The 18,227-nt window shown below is 68.7% G+C and carries 15 protein-coding genes; 10 read left to right on the top strand and 5 right to left on the bottom strand.

Features of this window, described 5'->3' with window-relative positions:
* The first annotated feature begins 31 nt into the window (after window positions 1–31).
* The 7 genes from AQJ64_RS28935 to AQJ64_RS28910 all read left to right on the top strand — a co-directional run bounded on the left by AQJ64_RS28935 (window position 32) and on the right by AQJ64_RS28910 (window position 7,586).
* Window positions 32–538 carry a hypothetical protein gene (locus AQJ64_RS28935; RefSeq protein ID WP_055635794.1) on the top strand — a complete coding sequence of 169 codons (507 nt, stop codon included), beginning with the start codon at window positions 32–34 and terminating at the stop codon, window positions 536–538.
* Window positions 538–2,106, top strand: a complete 1,569-nt coding sequence (locus AQJ64_RS46540; RefSeq protein WP_079062002.1) for a DUF4398 domain-containing protein — start codon at window positions 538–540, stop codon at window positions 2,104–2,106. Before AQJ64_RS28935 ends, AQJ64_RS46540 begins: the two co-directional genes overlap by 1 nt.
* Window positions 2,107–2,136: 30 nt before the next feature.
* Entirely contained in the window at window positions 2,137–3,528 is a 1,392-nt protein-coding gene (mycP, locus tag AQJ64_RS28930) for a type VII secretion-associated serine protease mycosin (RefSeq protein ID WP_055635793.1), read from the top strand.
* A gap of 43 nt (window positions 3,529–3,571) precedes the next feature.
* Window positions 3,572–3,994, top strand: coding sequence for a hypothetical protein (locus AQJ64_RS28925; RefSeq protein ID WP_055635792.1), 423 nt, complete (start codon window positions 3,572–3,574; stop codon window positions 3,992–3,994).
* A gap of 1 nt (window position 3,995) precedes the next feature.
* Window positions 3,996–6,233, top strand: a complete 2,238-nt coding sequence (locus AQJ64_RS28920) for a DUF6571 family protein (protein ID WP_055635791.1) — start codon at window positions 3,996–3,998, stop codon at window positions 6,231–6,233.
* Between the two features lie 29 nt (window positions 6,234–6,262).
* Complete coding sequence (locus tag AQJ64_RS28915) at window positions 6,263–6,907, top strand: hypothetical protein (protein WP_055635790.1); 645 nt, start codon at window positions 6,263–6,265, stop codon at window positions 6,905–6,907.
* Between the two features lie 100 nt (window positions 6,908–7,007).
* Window positions 7,008–7,586, top strand: a complete 579-nt coding sequence (locus tag AQJ64_RS28910; RefSeq protein ID WP_055635789.1) for a DUF6199 family natural product biosynthesis protein — start codon at window positions 7,008–7,010, stop codon at window positions 7,584–7,586.
* A 78-nt stretch (window positions 7,587–7,664) separates the two neighbouring features.
* Here the strand turns inward: AQJ64_RS28910 and AQJ64_RS28905 are convergent, their stop codons facing one another.
* The 4 genes from AQJ64_RS28905 to eccB all read right to left on the bottom strand — a co-directional run bounded on the left by AQJ64_RS28905 (window position 7,665) and on the right by eccB (window position 11,412).
* Complete coding sequence (locus tag AQJ64_RS28905) at window positions 7,665–7,973, bottom strand: WXG100 family type VII secretion target (RefSeq protein WP_055635788.1); 309 nt, start codon at window positions 7,971–7,973, stop codon at window positions 7,665–7,667.
* A 36-nt stretch (window positions 7,974–8,009) separates the two neighbouring features.
* Complete coding sequence (locus AQJ64_RS28900; protein WP_055635787.1) at window positions 8,010–8,342, bottom strand: WXG100 family type VII secretion target; 333 nt, start codon at window positions 8,340–8,342, stop codon at window positions 8,010–8,012.
* A 233-nt stretch (window positions 8,343–8,575) separates the two neighbouring features.
* Window positions 8,576–9,820 (bottom strand): type VII secretion-associated serine protease mycosin, encoded by a 1,245-nt coding sequence (mycP, locus tag AQJ64_RS28895; protein WP_055635786.1) that lies wholly within the window; start codon window positions 9,818–9,820, stop codon window positions 8,576–8,578.
* A 68-nt stretch (window positions 9,821–9,888) separates the two neighbouring features.
* Window positions 9,889–11,412 carry a type VII secretion protein EccB gene (gene eccB, locus AQJ64_RS28890; RefSeq protein ID WP_055635785.1) on the bottom strand — a complete coding sequence of 508 codons (1,524 nt, stop codon included), beginning with the start codon at window positions 11,410–11,412 and terminating at the stop codon, window positions 9,889–9,891.
* A gap of 186 nt (window positions 11,413–11,598) precedes the next feature.
* On the opposite strand from eccB, the gene eccE reads away from it, so the two are divergent.
* The 3 genes from eccE to AQJ64_RS28875 all read left to right on the top strand — a co-directional run bounded on the left by eccE (window position 11,599) and on the right by AQJ64_RS28875 (window position 17,196).
* Window positions 11,599–12,936 (top strand): type VII secretion protein EccE, encoded by a 1,338-nt coding sequence (gene eccE, locus AQJ64_RS28885; RefSeq protein WP_079062001.1) that lies wholly within the window; start codon window positions 11,599–11,601, stop codon window positions 12,934–12,936.
* 5 nt (window positions 12,937–12,941) lie between these two features.
* A complete protein-coding gene (locus tag AQJ64_RS28880; protein ID WP_162252522.1) occupies window positions 12,942–13,727 on the top strand; it encodes a hypothetical protein in 786 nt (261 codons plus the stop codon).
* A gap of 244 nt (window positions 13,728–13,971) precedes the next feature.
* Window positions 13,972–17,196: an SCO5717 family growth-regulating ATPase gene (locus AQJ64_RS28875; RefSeq protein WP_079062000.1), complete on the top strand. Its 3,225-nt coding sequence runs from the start codon at window positions 13,972–13,974 to the stop codon at window positions 17,194–17,196.
* 67 nt (window positions 17,197–17,263) lie between these two features.
* Here AQJ64_RS28875 and AQJ64_RS28870 read toward each other — a convergent pair whose 3' ends face one another.
* Complete coding sequence (locus tag AQJ64_RS28870) at window positions 17,264–18,208, bottom strand: bifunctional riboflavin kinase/FAD synthetase (RefSeq protein WP_059203121.1); 945 nt, start codon at window positions 18,206–18,208, stop codon at window positions 17,264–17,266.
* Window positions 18,209–18,227 lie beyond the last annotated feature (19 nt).

Here is an 18,227-nt window from a genome sequence, read left to right as displayed (position 1 = left end):
ATTTAACGGGGACAACGGGGAGGCTGCTGCGGTGAGCGGGAACGGGGGCGGCGCCGAGAACAGGGATGCGCCGGACACGGGCAAGTCGTTCGACACGCTGTACGGCGTCAACCCTCAGATGGCGCTGGACATCCAGCACACAGCCATGGCGAGCTTCAAGAAACGCGTGGACGAGCTCCTGATCGAGCTCGACAAGTCGGAGGCGGCGCCCGGCAAGGTCGGCGAGGACCGCCTGTCCCGCGCGCAGCTCGGCTCCGCCGACTTCAAGGAAGCACAGTTCCTCTACGACTCCTACACCGTCGTGCACGACGAGTTGGAGAACCTGTCGAAGGCCCTCAGCGCCCAGATCGAGGGCATGGGGCTGGCGGTGCATGCGTCGCGTGTGGGGTACGAGAACTTGGATGCGGACATTCGGGCGCGGATGAAGGCGGTCAACACGCAGGCGGAGAAGTACTACGTGGCTGAGCGGGATCCGTACGCCGAGCGCGACGCAGACGGTGCGGCCCCGTCGGGCGCCGAGAGCGAGGAGAGCTTCTGATGGCCGAGAAGCCTCAGGGCAAGGAGCCAAAACTGGTGCGCACGGACTTCGAGTCCCTGACGCATGAACAACTCGCTGCCCTGCTCGACTCCGCCACTTCGGAGGGTGCTTCCCATCTCGCCGGAAAACTCGGCAAGGCGGCCTCGACCATTGCCAAGATCGGCGACGACCTCATGACACATGTCAAGGGGCTCGAGTGGCAGGGCGAAGGCGGTGACGCTTTCCGCGACTGGGGCGGCCAGACCGCCAGCGCCACGCTCCGTCTCGGCCAGTACGCCGAGGTGGCGTCACGGTGGATGGAAACCGTGGCCCAGGCCGTCGCCGAGGCCAAGGCTGCGATGCCGAAGGTGTCGGAGACCACTCAAGCCCAGGCAGACCTCTCCGACGCGAAGAGCACGATCGCCGCGGCGAAGCAGCCCGGCGCGAGGAACGATCCCGACGCCCGTGCGCTCGCCCAGACCGCCCAGTCCGACGCCACGGCGGCACAGGACCGCATCGACGCCGCCCGGGCCGAGGCGATCCAACAGATGCAGAAGCTGGCTCAGACGTACGAATACTCGGCTCAGCAGGTGAACAGCGTGGAGCCGCCTACGTTCTCGCCGCCGGCGGGGAACACCGGCAGTTCGGGATGGTGGGTCGAGCCTGGGAGTGAGTACGTACCGACCGGTTCTCAGTACGCCCAGTCCGGCAGCGGCGTCTCCGTCGCCTCCTCGCACTCCGGCAGCGTCAGCACCGCATCTCACCTTTCCGGGGGCTCCGCATCACGGGCCGACGTCGGCCTTGGCGCGGCAGGGCCTGGTCAACAGCCAGCGCGAACCGTGCCTACGGCGGGTATGGAGATCGACGGCGTGGGAACGCTGCCCGACTCCTCCCTCCCGGTGAGCCCCACGACTTCGTCCGGACCGCATACAGGACTTCCCCGCCCAGAGGCCGCACCGACCGTCCAGCCGGGTGTCCTCCCGCCTGCTTTCGGTGGTGGCGGAAGTGGGACGAATCCCAGCCCGCCCGGGCGCCTGCCGACAGCGTCACGCCCGTCCCTGCTACCCGGGCAGGGGATCGCCAATGGTGCGGCATCACGCCTGCCGCGCGAGAGCGGAATCCTCGGGGGGCGGCCGGTGACTCCTGGTGCCGGCCGGTCCACCGGAATTCCGCGGGGAACCGTCATCGGCAACGGCGGTACAGCGCAGGGGCGCGCCCCCATGACCCGCGGCATGACTCCCGGCATGCCGAGCGCAGGGGGCACCAGCCCTGGGGCGGGTCTGACCGGTGGGCGTCGGCTCGCGTCGGAATCCGGCGGCATCGTGGGCAGCCGCGCACAGCCAGGCCGCACGAACGCGCGCCCCTTCACACCTGGCGGAGCTGGGTTGGTACGTTCCCCCTCAGGTTCCTCCGCCCCGGAGCAGGGTCCGAATCCGGCTCGAGGCGGCAGCGGGGCGAACACGCATCCGTCGAACCCGACAGGACCTCGGCGGGATCAGCAGCATGGCCAGCGACCGGACTACCTCGTCGAGGACGAGGAGACATGGGCAGCCCATGACCGTCGAGCCGTTCCACCGGTCGTCGACTGAGTTGACGCGACTCCCCAACCAGGAAGACAGATGCGTACCAGCAGTAAGCGAACACTGCGGCCCGTCTCGGTGGCGTCGGCTGCTCTCGGCCTGCTGCTGGTAGGCATTGCCGCGACTCCGGCCCACGCCCAGTCCGTGAGAGCCCGCCAGTGGTATCTCGATGCCATGCAGGCCGACGAGATGTGGGAGACCAGCACCGGCAAGGGAATCACCGTCGCCGTCATCGATTCCGGCGTCGACACGTCTCTGGCCGACCTCGAGGGTCAGGTACTGGACGGCAAGGACTACTCGGACCAACGAGGAGACGCACACACCGACTTGGCCGGCCATGGCACGAACATGGCCGCACTCATTGCTGCCACGGGCGCGCGAGGTTCGCTCGATGGTTCCTATGGCCTCGCGCCCGGATCCAAGATCCTCCCCATCCGCATGCGCTACTCCACCGAGGACTTCGGAAAGGTGGACACGGGCTCGGAATATTCCCGCGTGATGTCCGAGGCCATCAGGTACGCAGCGGACTCGAAGGCGCAGATCATCAACATCTCCATGGCTGCCGCCAACGCTTCGGGAAGAAAGAACGTCGGCACGCCGGAGTTGGCCTCGGCAGTCAGATACGCCATCGACCAGGGGAAGCTGATCTTCGCCGGTGTCGGCAACAGCGGAGACACGTCCAACCTTCCGCAGTATCCGGCTTCCACGCCCGGTGTCGTGGGCGTGGGCGCGGTCACGGAATCCGTGCAGCGGGCTTCGTTCTCCCAGCATGGTTCCGAGGTCGACGTCACTGCGCCGGGCGACAATATGATCCACGCATGCCTCGGTGGCACTCAGGTCTGCAGAACCGAGGGAACAAGTGACGCTACGGCGATCGCCTCGGCGTCTGCCGCCCTCATCTGGTCCAAGCATCCGTCCTGGACAAACAATCAGGTGCTCCGCGTCCTCATCAACACGATGAAGGGCAATGAGAAGAGCTGGACCCGCAACGACGACTTCGGGTACGGCATCGTCCGCCCCCGCGCCGCGCTCGAGGATCCGGGCGACCCGGGCCCTGCCGACACATACCCGCTTCCGGACCTGGCGGCAGCGACGTCCGCTTCCCCGGCCCCGAAGCCCTCTCAGGCCACCAACTCTGCGTCGGACGACAAGACCGGCGACTCGACAGCGTCTGAGGCCGACGACAGCAACGCGCCCCTGCGGATCGCCCTGGGCTTCGGTGTCGCCGCGCTCCTCGGCACTGCCGTCGCCGTCCCGGTGATTCGGGCCCGCCGACGCCGCGTCGCCCGGTCGGCCGCCGTGCCAGTACCGCCAGCCTACTCGCCGTACGTCTCTCACCAGCCGTACCCGCCCTTCGGTCAGCCACAGGGCCAAGTCCCTGGCTCACCCACCGACGGATCGTCCGGCACCGACCGGCCCTCGGCTCGCTGAGCCACGACCAGCCAATCGCCGCTGACAAAGCGAAGGAAACGACGTGTCGTTCGATGAGATGTGGGGCCAGGCACGCAGCTCCGCCGTGGCTCGCCAGGAAAGCAGCATGCAGCTCAACCAGCTTCCTGCGGACGGAGGCGGAGGCGCATCGCAGCCGACCTTGGACGTGGATTCAGGTGTACTCGAAGAACGCGCCACGAAGGCGGACACGGTTCGCTCCAACTTCAAGGACGCCGATGACAAAACGATGTCGGCGACAGGCAAGGTAGAACTCAAGGGCTTCAAGTCGGAAGCTGCGATCGCCACCTTCCAGAAGCGATGGCGCTCTCAGATGCAGTACATGGATGGACTGCTCGACAAGGGTGTGGCCGGAAACCTGCGCACTTCAGCCGCCGAGTTCCGATCAGAAGAGGACAAGCGACACCAGAAGGCCAAGAGCCTCAGGGACGGGAAGGAGAAGCACTGACATGGGCATCAGCTATCAACAGCTTCGCGCTGTGGACCTGTCATCATTGTCGGACGCAGTCGACAAATGGCGCAACCTTCCCGGCCAATTTGACGCAATAGCGCGTTCTTTCGGTACGACGGTGACGAAGGGCCTCACCGAGTCGAATTGGAAGGGTGAGGCCGCGGCCGAGGCTCTCGGTAAATTCGACGTCGTCGAGAAGCAGATGAAGGCGGCCGCCGACGAAGCTCAGGATATTCACGATCTGCTGAAGAGCGCACTTGATTCCTTCCAGAGCGCCAAGGACGAGCTCAAGAAGATCGAGGGATACGTCCATGACGACAAGTACCTCGAAATAACCGCAGAGGGTCACGTCTACTGTGACACCTCGAAGGCGGAGAACGGCCAGCAGGCAGCCCTCCAAAAGGGCTACCTCGACACTGTCCACGACTGCAATAACAGGATCGAAGCGGCGCTCAAGGACGCTGACGACGCGGATATCGCGCTGAGTTGGGCCCTCACGATGGATGCAAACGGGCGCAAGGAGGGCTTCAACACGGAGACGGCGTCCAGCATCAGTGAGGCTTCCCGTGAGCGCAAGGAGTCACTCAAGGAAGCCCGTGCGATGGTCAAGCTGGCTCAGCTGGGCAACGAAATGACGACCGCGCAGATTCAGCAGATGAACAAGGTGTTCGCCACATACGAAGGCGACCCTCTCTTCAACGAGAAGTTCGCGACAGGTCTCGGCGGCAAAGGCACGCTCCAATTCTGGGCAGCTATGGCCGACCCAAAGGTTGAGGCGTACTCAAGGGATCCCAAGCCGAGCGAGGAGCGCCTGAAGCAGCTCAAGGCGCTGCAGGACAACCTTGGCCGCTCGTTGGCATCAGCCACGCACTCCGACACCAAAGCCATGCGCGCCTGGGAGAAAGAAGTCATCGACCTGGGGGGCCGCCGCATCGACAGCGAGGACGCGGCAAACCCTTACGGGTTCCAGGTGATGAGCAATCTCATGCGCGAGGGAAATTTCGACACAAAGTTCCTCCATGACTACGGCGACGCGCTGATGAAGGAAGACAAGCGCTGGGACGGCCCTCTCTCGCCTGCGGACTACTGGACACGAAATTCGGAGACAGATCTGAATTTCGGAGCCAAGGACGATCATGGCCAGGATCCGATGACGGGGTTCATGCAGGCACTGGGGCACAATCCCGATGCGTCCATCGGCTTCTTCTCCAGTGACAAGAACTTCGATTACCTGACCTCTGATCGCGAGTGGCCCTCGGACGGTACTGGCGACAATGACACGGGAGCATCTGCCGGCTACCGCTCGCTCTCCCACGCCCTGGAGTCAGCCACAACCGGGCACCCGTTCGACGAAGGCCCGACTGCAGGCATGCCCGGCCACACAAAGGATCAGGCCGATCTCATGACGAAGATCGTCCACGGGATCTCGGACCCGAAGGACGATTTCAAGCTGCACAAGGGTATGGAAACAAGTCTCGGGCAGATGACGGCGGAGTACATGCCGGACATCCATCGGGCGCTTTCCGGGGGCGAGGCGGGAGGTACCACACTCGCAGACCTCTATCCCCTCAGCGGAACTCAGGCCAAGTTCACCGAGCAGGACATAACCCGCTTCATGTACGACATAGGCCAAACCCCTGACGGCTATAAGGCCCTCAATATCGGCGAGTCGCTCTACACCAGCGATCTCATGGGTTACCACTTGGCCAACCCCGACGCCTACGGTGAAACCACTCGGCAGACCATCCAGGAAATCTCGGCGAGAAACTCAGAGGTTCAAGGAATTCTGGGCCTGGCGCGACAGGACTCAGACATCCAGAATTCCGCGGAGGGCGACGCCCAGTTCAACAAGGACATGGACAAATGGAAAGCCTGGGCTAATACAGCCGCAAGTATCGGCATCGGCGTCGGAGTCAGCACGGCGGCTTCCCCTGTCGCCGGCGCATTTGCCGTGGCAGCAACGGAGGACCTGACAGGACAGATGATCGACGGACTCTTCCCGGACCCCCGGGACAGGTCCGACGAGGCACTCTTCAAGTCTGGGAAGGACTGGGAAGTACACAAGGCCTCGACGCTGCAAGCAGCGCAGTTGGCGGCCTCGGCAGCGAACGGCGCGTTCCCCTCGGGGCTGGATCAGGCCGAAATCGAGTCGGCAGTACGCGAAGGCCATCTCTCGGGTAACGACCATGCTCATTCGGTCCTGGACGAGTACCGACGACAGCGTGGAAAAGCATAGGACCGAGTCCACAACAACTGGAGATCCAAGTGAGCATTATTACCGGGCGAGGCCGGGTGATCAGCATCACGGTCGGCGCCCTGATAGTTGTCGGTATCGGGGGGACGCTCTGGGCCGTCGCAACGCAGAACAATGGGAAGGAGCTCAAGGCTTCCGACACCTGCAACGAAGGCGTTTTCTCTGCGAACGTCGAGCCTCTCGAGAGGATCCTCTCTCCAGATTCCTCGTTCAAGTCCAACTGGTCACGCACGGCTACCGAGAGTTCGCTCAAGCTCACCTGCCTCAACTCCACCAGCGATGGAGCCGTCAAGATGACCGCCGTAATGCAGGACGGCTCTGAAAGTGATTGGCACTCACAATTGGGCGTCAATAGCGCGTCCACCGTTGCACACTTCAGTGTGGGGACCGAGGCACTCGTCTGGGACCGGACAGCGGCCATCTACGTCGAATGCAAGCCTTCGTCCGAAGGATCAAGTCACACTGCGGATATGAGCCATCCCTATCTTTCGATCGTGGCCGCAGCCACGGGTTCCGCCGGCAAGGGTGACGACCGCGCTCAACAAGACCTGGCTCAACTGGCCGGCAGGATGTTCTTCGAAGCCCAACTGCAGACGGGGTGCCAGGAGGACTTCACCGCGCCCTCCGGTGCACCGACCCTCACCTCCGGATCATGATTGTGGACTCACCAGCCGGACAGCCCTCGGCTGTCATGCCAGGGCCCCTCTCCCTCTCCGAAGGCCACCGGCCCCCTGAGCAGCCAGAGTTGATGCCTGTATGACCGGAGTAGCCGTCTTCTTCTTCCTCGTCGCTGCCCTCTTTATCGCCCTGGGCGTCGTCGACCAGCGCAAGCTGTACTGGCGTTTCGCGGCATGGCGGTATCGGAATCCGGAGGCCAACGAGCCGTCGGACCGGGCTTTTGCATGGCAGCGAGGGGTGTTGTTCGTTGCGGCGGGAGTGATGGCCTTTCAGGGGTGCAGTGTCGTCAGAGCCGTCGACAAGGGCTCGTGGAGCAGGGACGAGCTCCGGCAGGCGGTTGAGCAGGCTGCTTCCGATCTTGAGGAAGAGCCGCACCTCGACGACGCATACGGTGACTACGCGGACCTGATCGAGAGCAAGGTCGGTGACGCCGGCGACGGGTCGGGGCCGAGTTACGCCGTGGAGGTCGAAGCCTCCGGTGAGGAGTCGAACGACTACACCGTTTCGGCGGACGGTGTGGACGGGGTGTTCTGCATGCGGATCTCCCAGACGGAGTCCGACCAAGGCGCACTCATCGTTCCAGGGGGTGATGGCCGGTCGACCACGTCCGTCCCCGAGTACGACCTCAAGGCCACGGTGGACGAGGGCGGTTGCTGATCTCCGCGCTCCGCGGACATACGGGACGGGGAGGCGGTGTCGACACCGTCTCCCCGTCTCCGCGTCACGAGCTGCGGCTCAGCCCATCAGCATCCGGAAGCGTGCCGCGTTGCCGTGGTCCGTGTCGGAATAGCCGATGACCGACTCGTCCAGGAGCTTGGCGATACGGGCCAGCTTCTGGGTCATCTGGTCCATCTCCTCCGCGCTGGAGCGCTGGATCGTGCCGTAGGCGGTCTTGGCCTCGCCCTCCCAGGTCTCGGCGACGGCGCGGACCCTGCTCATCAGGGTCTCCAGTCCCTCGGCCAAGTCGCCGGCCGTCTTGCGGACGTCGCTCGCTGCCTGGGTGACGGTGTCGTAATTTACTGCGGTGCGTCCGGCGTCGCTCATGTTCAGGGTCCTCCTCAGTGGCGTGTGCGCTGCGACTCAGGCGAGGTCGGTGATGCGGCTCTTGACCTCGTACGAGTTGTCGACCTTGCGGATGTCGGAGATGCGCTCCTGCTCCTGGGCGGTGAAGCCCTTGACGCTCATCCGCATGACTTCCTCGAGGTCGACCAGGTTGTCCTGAAGCTTCTTCAGGTGCTGGTTCACGCTTTGCTGAACGGAGTCGAACTCCTTGCCGGCCGCGCCCTTCCAGCCCCCCTGGATCATGTCCACGACCCTGTTGAGGGACGTCACGCGGTCGCTGACGTTGTGGTGGAACTCGCGGATCTTGTCAGCAAGGTCCGTGAGCTCCGCGTCGCTGAAATTGACGCTCATGGTGTCCTGCCCTCCTCCTGATGCGACGATGGCGTCTCGCCACCGTGCCCGGTCGCCATGGATGGATATCCAGGCCCTCCTGGCGGGCAAGATGCTGCAACTGCCGCGCGCCGCGCGGTCGCAGCGTCGCACCGCCCCCGTACATATCACTCAGGTGATACGCACGGACACTCTAGTCACTCGCCTGGGTGCTTCCAACTGCAAAGGAATCTGAGGGGAGTTCTCTCGGAAGGTCACACCGGGGCGCCCTTCCCGCGTCGACGCCGCAGGTCCCGTGCCGCGACGGCGGTGCCGGCGATGACCGCGATGAGGGTGACGGTGACGCCGAGGGCGTAGGTGGCGTACCGCTCGTCGCGCTCCTGGGGTGTCTCCGCGAGGGAGAAGGCGGCAACGTCCGGAGCCTGCGCCTTGGCCGGCCCCGGGTCGGGCGTCGGCGAGGACGCGGGATCGGCCACGTCGGACTCCTGGACGGCACGCACCGGGTCCACCACGCCCCAGCCCACGTAGTCGTCGTGGCCGTTGACGGAGCGTTCGGCCGTCTGCTCGATCCGGGTGACGATCTGGGCCGTGGTCCAGTCGCGATGCTTCTCCTTCAGCAGGGCCGCCACTCCCGCGACGAACGGTGCCGAGAAACTGGTGCCGTTGTCCGTGCACTGGCCGCCGCCGGGAACCGTGGAGACGATGTCGACGCCGGGAGCGGCCACGCCCACGAAGGTGCCCGACTGGGAGAAGGAGGCACGCTCGTTGTTGCGGTCCGAGGAGGCGACGGCGAGAACACCCGGGAAGGCCGCCGGGTAGGTGTCCTTCGCCTCGCCGTCCAGGCCGTCGTTGCCGGCCGACGCGACGATCACGACCTTCTCGGCGACGGCCTTGCGCACCGCCTCGGCCAGCGCGGAGGTGGCCGACAGGGGTTTCGTCGTGTCCTGGGAGATGTTGATGACGTCGGCGCCCCTGTCGACGGCATGGGTGATGGCGGCGGCCATCGTGTCGGAGTCCCCGCTGTTGTCCGCGTCGTTCTGCCGGATCGGGATGATCGTCGCGTTCGGTGCGAGGCCCACGAAACCGGTGCCGTCGTCGGGTCTGGCCGCGATGATGCCGGCCACCTTGGTGCCATGACCGACCTCGTCGTTCGTGGGGTCGGCACCCTTGCCCTCGGTGAGGTAGTCACGACCGGCCGCTTTGTCGACCGCCGAGGTGAGCTGGGGATTCTCGTCGTCCACGCCCGTGTCGATGACCGCCACCCGGACGCCCTTGCCCTTGTCGGTGCCCTGCCAGAGCTGGTCCAGCAGGACCCGCTGGAGCGACCACGGGCGGCCCTTGATCGGCTCAGCGGGGAAGGTACAGGTGCCGCTGCCGTCGAGCCGTGTGCGCGCGGACGAATCCTGCGGCGAAGAGATCGCGGGCATGGCAGGGGGGCGGACGGCCAGCGTGGTCAGCACCGTGGCGGCGGCCCACAGGGCCGTCTTCGAAGGCGACACCGGTACGTCGCTCCTGTCCTTGTCCGTGGGTCAGAGGGTCAGAGGGTCTGCGGGAGCGCCAGGCCGGGTCACGAACCCTGCGGCTGACGGGCGCTGTTGGTGTCCAGACGCGGCCCCTTCGCCAGGAACTCCGACCAGACGAGAGGCACTCTCGCGGGCCGGACGTTCTCATAGCCGAGCTTGACCTGGGCCTCGCTGGGTTCGGGGCTCCCGTCGGGCGTCTTGCTGCCGTCGGCTCCGATGTCCGACTTGCCGCTGTCGCTGTCGCCGTTGGCCTGCACGGCGTAGCGAAGACCAGTGTCGGTGACGAGGAACAGGGAACCCGCGTCGGACTCGGTGCCCTGCGACTGCGTGTACAGCAGACCGGTTCCGGGCGTGACGTACGTGCTGGTGCCATCGGCCGTGATCTCTGCGGGATAGGCGGTGCCCGCCCAGGTACTGAGGGTCGTCGTGTTGCCGTCCCCGACGTCCCGCAGGACGCTGCACACGGTGTCCCGCCCTGAGCCGGTGGCCGCAGAGTTCACCTGGTCGGCCCGCTGGGAGGGCCAACGAGCGGGCTGACCGTCGAAGGCCTCGCTGTCGGCGGTGAAATCCTGCAGGCCGACGGTGCGGGCCTCGCCGTTCATGTTGAGCGCCGCCGTCTGGGGCGAGTTGATGAGGAGCCAGGCGGTGAAGTCGGTGATCGGCTCGACCGCTCCCGGGACCACGACGAAGTACCTGGTGCCCTCACCCGTCTCGGTCCTGAGGACCATGCCGACCCTGTTCTCGTCCGCCGAGAGGTTCCCGGGCACGCCTGCCGCCCGGCCCACGCTCGCGGGAAGCCGGGGAAAGCTGATGGGCGCGCCCGGGTGGAGGGTCGCGAGCCACTCCTTGGTGACCAACTGCGGCTTGCGGGAGCCGACCAGTGCCGTGGTCAGAGCATCGGACTCGGTGCCTGTGACGGCGTACGACGTGCCCTTCGCGTCGACCAGATGACGCTCGCCGGTGCGGGTCTTCACGTACAGGACGTCGCCGCCGGACAGCCGCTGCGATCCCTCGGTCCTGTCGGCGTCGCGCTCCGCGAGGACGAAGGCCGCCTCCTGCACGGTGTCGCCCTTGCCGCCCGGCTGTTCGCAGACGGCCCAGCGCTTGGCCTTTCCGGCCTCGTCGGCCGACGGCAGCCGATCCGGCGCGTACGGGATGCCCAGGATCGGGCCGCGCGGCAGTTCACCGGAGTCCAGGATCGAGTCGGCGACCTGTACGACCTGGTAGTTGGCGTCCTTCATCAGCAGCCGGGCCGAGGCAAGGTTCAGGACGGGGTGCAGCCGTACCGTCTTGCCGGTCTTGAGCACGACGTACCGCGTCGTCGACTGCTTGCCCACGATCACGCGTGTCCCGGGCTCGTCCCAGCCCTGGGGAGCCGTGGGCCGGAACATGCCCCAGGCGCCGAACGCCGCGAGCGTCAGCGCGCCGGCGATCATGCTGGGCACGACGGCTCGCAACGGTTTGGGCGCGCCCTCCTCCGATCCCCAAGGTGAAGGCTGGAGGAAAGCGGCCAGGGTGCGCCGCTTCGCGAACGTATAGGCGTTGAGTTCGTCCCGCCGTGATGCCATGAGTGCCTGTGTCTCCCCGTAGCACACCCGGCGGGCCCGAGTCCCCCGCCGCCCGATGTCAGACCGGCCCCCTACTATGCCTGGTATCCAGGAGGACTTGTGGAGCGGGTAGGGTACGTGGGCTTCAAAAGCCCTGTGGGGTGGCGGATTTCGCTGAAGTCGTGAGCAAAACGGGGGGATGGCGTGATGGCTTCCGCAATGCGTGCCCGATCGCGCGGCCGGGTGCAGCCACGGGCCTTCTCGGCGCCCGAGGGAGACCCGGCACCGGGACGGCCGACTCCTGACGCGTCGGTTCGGGAGGGGGACGCGCTCCGCCTCAGAACGCGTCGCGGCCGGAGTGGTTCGTTCCAGCTGCAACGTCTTGTACTGCTGGAGCTCGCCGGTGCCGTGATGCTGATCGGCTGGGTGATCGACCCGATCGCGCTGATTCCGTCGGGCGTGACCGCGGCCCTGTTGGTGGCGCTCGCGTTCGTCCGCCGCCGGGGTCGCTCCCTGCCGGAGTGGCTCGCCACCGCGCGTGCGCTGAAGGCACGGCAGCGGCGGGCCGCACGGCTCATCCTGCCGGAGGGCACCGAGCCCGGCCTGGCACCGGCCGCGGAGTGCGACCCGAGTCTGCGTACGCACGCGTACGGCCACCGGGACCGCAAGCCGGTCGGGCTGGTCGGAGACGGGACGTTCGTCACGGTCGTGCTCCAGGTCGAAGCCGACGCCACTGCGCTGCGGGCCCCTCGCGACAGACAGCCGCTGCCGCTGGGCCTGGTGCGGGACGCCCTCGAAGTGGACGGAATCCGCCTGGAGTCCGCGCAGATCGTGCAGCACACGCAGCCCGCACCCGCGTTGCACCTGCCCAGGCAGTCCGTCGCTGTCACCAACTACGCGCCCCTGCAGGAACAGACGGGTGCTCCGGCCGTACGGATCACCTGGATCGCCCTGAAGCTCGACCCCGAACTGTGCCCCGAGGCGGTCCAGGCGCGAGGCGGCGGGCTGATCGGTGCGCAGAAGTGCGTCGTCCGGGTCGCCGACCACCTGGCGAGTCGGCTCACCGGCGCAGGATTCCGGGCGAACGTGCTCGACGAGGAGGAGCTGGTCTCCGCCATCGCCACCTCGGCCTGCGCCAACCCCCTGGTGACGGCAGAGGCCGGCCGGTCCGGCGCACAGGAGCGGCGCACCGAGGAGTCGAGCCGCAGCTGGCGCTGCGACAACCGACGCCACACCGTGTACTGGGTTCGCCGCTGGCCCGAGCTGGGCGGCACCAGAGCGCCTTCACTGCCTCAGTTCCTCGCCCTGGTCACCGCCACGCCGGCGCTCGCCACCACCTTCAGCCTCACCCTGTCGCGCGGGGAGCGCAACGCGGTCGGGCTCAGCGGCCATCTGCGCGTGACCGGCCGCAGTGCGGACGAACTGACTTCGGCCCGACGCGCGTTGGAGGGCGCCGCCCGGCACGCGGGGGCCGGACTCGCCCGCCTGGACCGTGAGCAGCTGCCCGGAGTGCTCGCCACCCTGCCTCTGGGAGGAACCCGGTGACGTCCATGACCCCGCAGCCGGCAACCGGGCCCGGTGCGCCGAGCCGGTCCGACGGGGCACAGGCCGCCGTTCCGCGACGCGGACGCGGCCTGCTCCCGCACGGCTTCGGCCTGCTGGGCCCGCGCAACGCACGGCATGTGCTGTCCGCGGAGCAGGTGGCCACCCTCGCGCTGCCCATCGGGGACGACGGTGTCGTCATCGGTGTGGACACCGAGGGCCGGCCTGCCGTGCTCGGTCTCAACCGGCCCACGCCGTACGACATCGTCCTCATCGGAGGTCTGTGGACCGCGCAGGTCCTCGCGCTCAGAGCGGCGGCGACCGGAGCCCGGGTGGCTGTGGAGACGGGGCGTCCGCAGGCCTGGGCGCAGATGGTGCACGCGATGGGCGGCGGACAGAACGGGCTCGCGGTGTATGAGGTCGGCCGGGTACCCCCGCAGGGCGCCTCGGCGGGTACGCCGGTGCTGGTGGTCCGGGACTGCGGGATGCGCCCGCCACGCGGACGGGTGGCGTCCGGCCCCTGGCAGGCCGTGCTGACCCTGCTGCCCTACCTCAGCCCGGTCGCCCCGCGGCTGATACGACAGGCGCGGCTGGTCGGTGTGCAGCGGATCTCGCCCGACGAAGCCCTGGAGGTGGGCCGCGCGTTGACGCTGTCCCGGGAGAACGTGGAGGCCCTGCCCACGCTCGTCGACGGCTTCACCCTGTGGTGCGCCGATCGTGACCGGCAGTACGTGATGACGCAGCCGACGGACGCGGAGATCGGGCTGCTGGGCACGCCCCGGCGCATGGACTGAGCCTTTCTGGGCCTTCCGGGCCTTCTGAGGGTGGGCGGGCCTGCCGGGTCGGGGCATCTGATGATTAGGCTGGTACGGGGCGCCAAGCCGGAGACCCGGAGGGGTGGGTGTCGGCGTCCTCGGGGAGGGCCGGTGCGTCGGACGACCTCGGACGGCCTCGAAACCACTGCGTACGACGAGAAATGGTCGCGCCCCGGCATGGCAGGAGCGTGCTTGAGGGTGCTCGACCACACCAGGAGGAATTGTGAGCAGCGATCGGGACGGGACGCGCGGGGGCTGGGCCACACCCGGCGATGACCAGCCCGACGCGGAATCCGCCATCGAGATGACGGGCGAGTTCACCATCGACTACGCGCCGCCCGCCTGGTACACGCAGAACGCGGGCGGGGGTTCGGCCGCGGGGGCCGGAGGTAACACGGGGGCGGCTCCTCCGCCGGGGCCGCCGACGCCCGCTCCCGGACCACCGGCTACTCCTGTCTCCGGGCCCGTTCAGGGGCAGGGCCAGGGCCAGGGGCCGGGTTCCGGTCAGGGGGCGGTGTCGGGACAGGGGGCGGCTTCTGCTGCTCCGGCGCCGGCTCCGTTCCAGCCTCCGGTTCCGGGCTTGGCTCCGTTCCAGCCTCCGGCGCCGTTCCTGCCGCCGGGGCAGGTTCCCCCGCCGCCGCCGGGGGTGCCCGGTGCGGCTACGGCGCCGTATGCCCCGCCGGTCGCACCTCCTGTCGCTGCTCCCGCGCCCTTCGCTCCACCGCCCGTGCCGCCGGCGCCGGTCGCCGTGCCCGGGCTTCCGGTCGACGGAGGGTTCCAGCCGCAGGTGCCGGCCGCCGTTCCGGGCCCGCCCGTCGAGCCGAGCGGGCCTGAGAACGGGGACCTGGAGAGCGGCGCCACCATGCGGATCTCCCCCGTGGCCCTCAAGCAGCAGATCGGGGAGCAGGCCGTGGAGGAGGGCGACGGCGTCGTCCAGGCCTCGCCCTCCGGTGCGGAGGCGGACGCGGAGGCGGAAGCAGGCGGCGAGACCAGCACTGCTGTTTCCGGCGAGGTCGAGGCAGAGGCGGAGGTCGAGGCAGAGGCAGAGGCCGAAGTGGTCGGCTCCGAGAGTGCCCCTTCGCACGACGATGACGCCGGCTCCGACGGAGGGGCCGGTCCCGAGGTCGAGGCCAAGGCCGAGGGTGCGGCAACCGGTGAGGACTCCGGCCACGCTCCCGATTCCGCCGAGGCCACCGAGGCCACCGAGGCCACCGAGGCCACCGCAGCCTTCGACGCCCCTGAGGCCTCGGAGGCATCCGACGGTGCCGAGGAGCAGGACGAGGCCTCGCAGCAGGCCGGCCCCGCTGCTCCGCCTGCCTGGGCTCCCCCGCCCGTTCCGCAGAGCGGGGTGCCGCCGTTGCCGCCGTCGTACGAGCCTGCGGCTCCCGCGTCGGCGGCCCAGTGGCCTGCCCAGCCGCAGCCGCAGCCGCAGGGCGATCCTGCGGTGGCGCAGCAGCCGCCGGCCCAGCCCGAGGCGGCACCGCCCGCGCCGGCTCCCGAAGCTCCCCCGGTCGCGCCGCAGCCCGCCCCGCCGGCTCCGGCTCCGGCCCTGCAGCAGCCTGGCTACGGCTTCCCGCAGCCTCCTGCCCCCAGCACTGCGGGCGGGTACGGGTTCCCGCAACCGCCCGCACCCGACACCGCCGGTGGCTACGGCTTCCCTCAGCCCCCCGTGCCCCACACCCCTGCCGCCTACGGCTTCCCCCAGGCACCGCCCGCTCCGCAGCCGCAGCCCGGTATCCCCCATCAGACCGACGGTCGTCTCCCGGCGCCCGAGGCCCAGGGAGCCCCGCAGGGCTTCCCCGGGCAGCCTCCGTACGAGCCCCAGCACCCCGCCCACGCCCACGCCCCCGGCCCCGCCCCCGTCCCCGACGCGCAGCCCGGGCACCCGCCGCAGCTTCCGCCGCAGCCCGTCGACCCCCGGATCGGTGCCGCCTGGCCGCAGGCCGTCCAGCACGATCAGCGGCAGCCGGTCAACCCGGGTGCCGCGCCGCTGGGTTACACCGCGGCCGTGGAACTTTCCTCGGACCGCCTGCTCAACAACAAGAAGCAGAAGGCGAAGAGCGGCCGTCCGACCGCCTCGGCCTCCCGTTTCAAGCTCGGCGGGAAGAAGGAGGAGGCGGAGCGGCAGCGCAAGCTGGAGCTGATCCGTACGCCGGTGCTCTCCTGCTACCGCATCGCCGTCATCAGCCTCAAGGGCGGGGTCGGCAAGACGACCACGACCACCGCGCTCGGCTCCACCCTCGCCATCGAGCGCCAGGACAAGATCCTCGCGATCGACGCGAACCCGGACGCCGGTACGCTCGGCCGGCGGGTGCGGCGGGAGACCGGGGCCACCATCCGCGACCTGGTCCAGGCGATCCCGTACCTCAACTCGTACATGGACATCCGGCGGTTCACCTCCCAGGCCCCCTCCGGTCTGGAGATCATCGCCAACGACGTCGACCCGGCCGTCTCCACGACCTTCAACGACGAGGACTACCGGCGCGCGATCGACGTGCTCGGCAAGCAGTACCCGGTCATCCTCACCGACTCGGGCACCGGCCTGCTCTACAGCGCGATGCGCGGGGTGCTCGACCTCGCCGACCAGCTCATCATCGTCTCGACCCCGTCGGTCGACGGTGCGAGCAGCGCCAGTACGACCCTGGACTGGCTGTCCGCGCACGGGTACGCGGAGCTGGTCTCCCGGTCCCTCACCGTGATCTCGGGCGTACGGGAGACCGGCAAGATGATCAAGGTCGAGGACATCGTGTCGCACTTCGAGACGCGCTGCCGCGGTGTGGTCGTCGTCCCGTTCGACGAGCATCTCGCCGCCGGTGCCGAGGTCGACCTCGACATGATGCGGCCGAAGGTGCGGGAGGCGTACTTCAACCTCTCGGCGATGGTCGCGGAGGACTTCGTACGGCATCAGCAGATGCACGGCCTGTGGACGAACGACGGCAACCCGCCGCCGATCGCCGCCCCGCCGATGCCGGGCCAGCAGTACCCGGGCCCGGGCCAGCAGTACCCGGGCCAGCAGCAGCCGTATCCGGGCCGGCCGGGAGGGTTCCCCGGCCAGGCCGGGCCCGGGCAGCCCTACCCCGGTCAGCCGTACCCGGCCCAGCCCTTCCCCGGCCAGCCGTATCCGCCCCAGGCGGCCCAGCCGCCGTACGCGGCCCAGCCGCCGCACCCGGGGCAGCCCCACCCCCCGCAGGGTCCTCCCGGTCAGCCGCCTTACCCGCCGCAGGCCCAGCAGCCGCCCGGTCAGCCGTACCCGCCGCAGCCGGGTCAGCCCCAGCCCGGCCAGCCGCAGCCCCCGGCCGGTTACGGCTACCCCCAGCCGCCCCAGCCCCCGGCGGGCTACGGCTACCCCCAGCCGCCCCAGCCCCCGGCGGGCTACGGCTACCCGCAGCCGCCCCAGCCGGACGGCGGCGGCCAGACCCCTCCCCCGCCTCCGCCCCCGCAGCAGTGACGCACGAAGAAGGGCGGCCGGTGTCCGACGACACCGGCCGCCCTTCGGCCGTACGGAGCGGGAAAGGCTACTCGGCCGCCACCAGTTCCCGACAGCGCTTCACGTCCTCGGCCATCTGCTCCAACAGGCCCTCGAGCGAGTCGAACTTCGCCTGGCCGCGCACGAAGGCGAGGAAGTCGACGGCGACATGCAGGCCGTACAGGTCGAGGCCGACGCGGCCGATGGCGTACGCCTCCACCGTGCGCTCGGTGCCGTCGAACTGCGGGTTGGTGCCCACGGAGATCGCGGCCGGCATCGCCTCGCCGCCCGCGTGCAGCCAGCCCGCGTAGACGCCGTCGGCCGGGATCGCGGTGTGCGGGAGGGTCTCGACGTTGGCGGTGGGGAAGCCCAGCTCCCGGCCGCGCTGGGCGCCGCGCACGACGATGCCCTCCACGCGGTGCGGGCGGCCGAGGATCTCCGCGGCGCCCGCGACGTCGCCCTCGCCGACCAGGCGGCGGGTCAGGGTCGAGGAGAACGGCTCGCCGCCGCCCGCCTCGCCGCACAGCACCAGGTCGACGACCTCGACCTCGAAGTCGTACACCTTGCCCTGCTCGGCGAGGAACTCGACGTTGCCCGCGGCCTTGTGGCCGAAGCGGAAGTTCGGGCCCTCGACGACGGCCCGGGCGTGCAGCTTGTCGACGAGGACCTTCACCACGAACTCGGCCGGCGACAGCTTCGAGAACTCGGTGGTGAAGGGGAGGATCAGCAGCGCGTCGACGCCCAGCTCCGCCATCAGCTCGGCGCGGCGGTGGTGCGGGGCGAGCAGCGGCGGATGGCTGCCGGGGCGGACGACCTCGCTGGGGTGCGGGTCGAAGGTGACGACGACGGAGGGGACGCCCAGTTCGCGGGCGCGGTCCACGGCGTGCTCGATGATCAGCTGGTGTCCGCGGTGGACCCCGTCGTAGGAGCCGATGGTGACGACGCTGCGTCCCCAGTCCTCGGGGATGTCCTCCAAGCCACGCCAGCGCTGCACTGTGACCGCTCCTCGAACC

The sequence above is a fragment of the Streptomyces griseoruber genome (genome assembly GCF_001514205.1).
In the GTDB taxonomy this organism is placed as follows: domain Bacteria; phylum Actinomycetota; class Actinomycetes; order Streptomycetales; family Streptomycetaceae; genus Streptomyces; species Streptomyces griseoruber.
The sequence above is the reverse complement of the archived record's forward strand: the minus strand, read 5'-3'. Positions and strand labels throughout refer to the sequence as shown.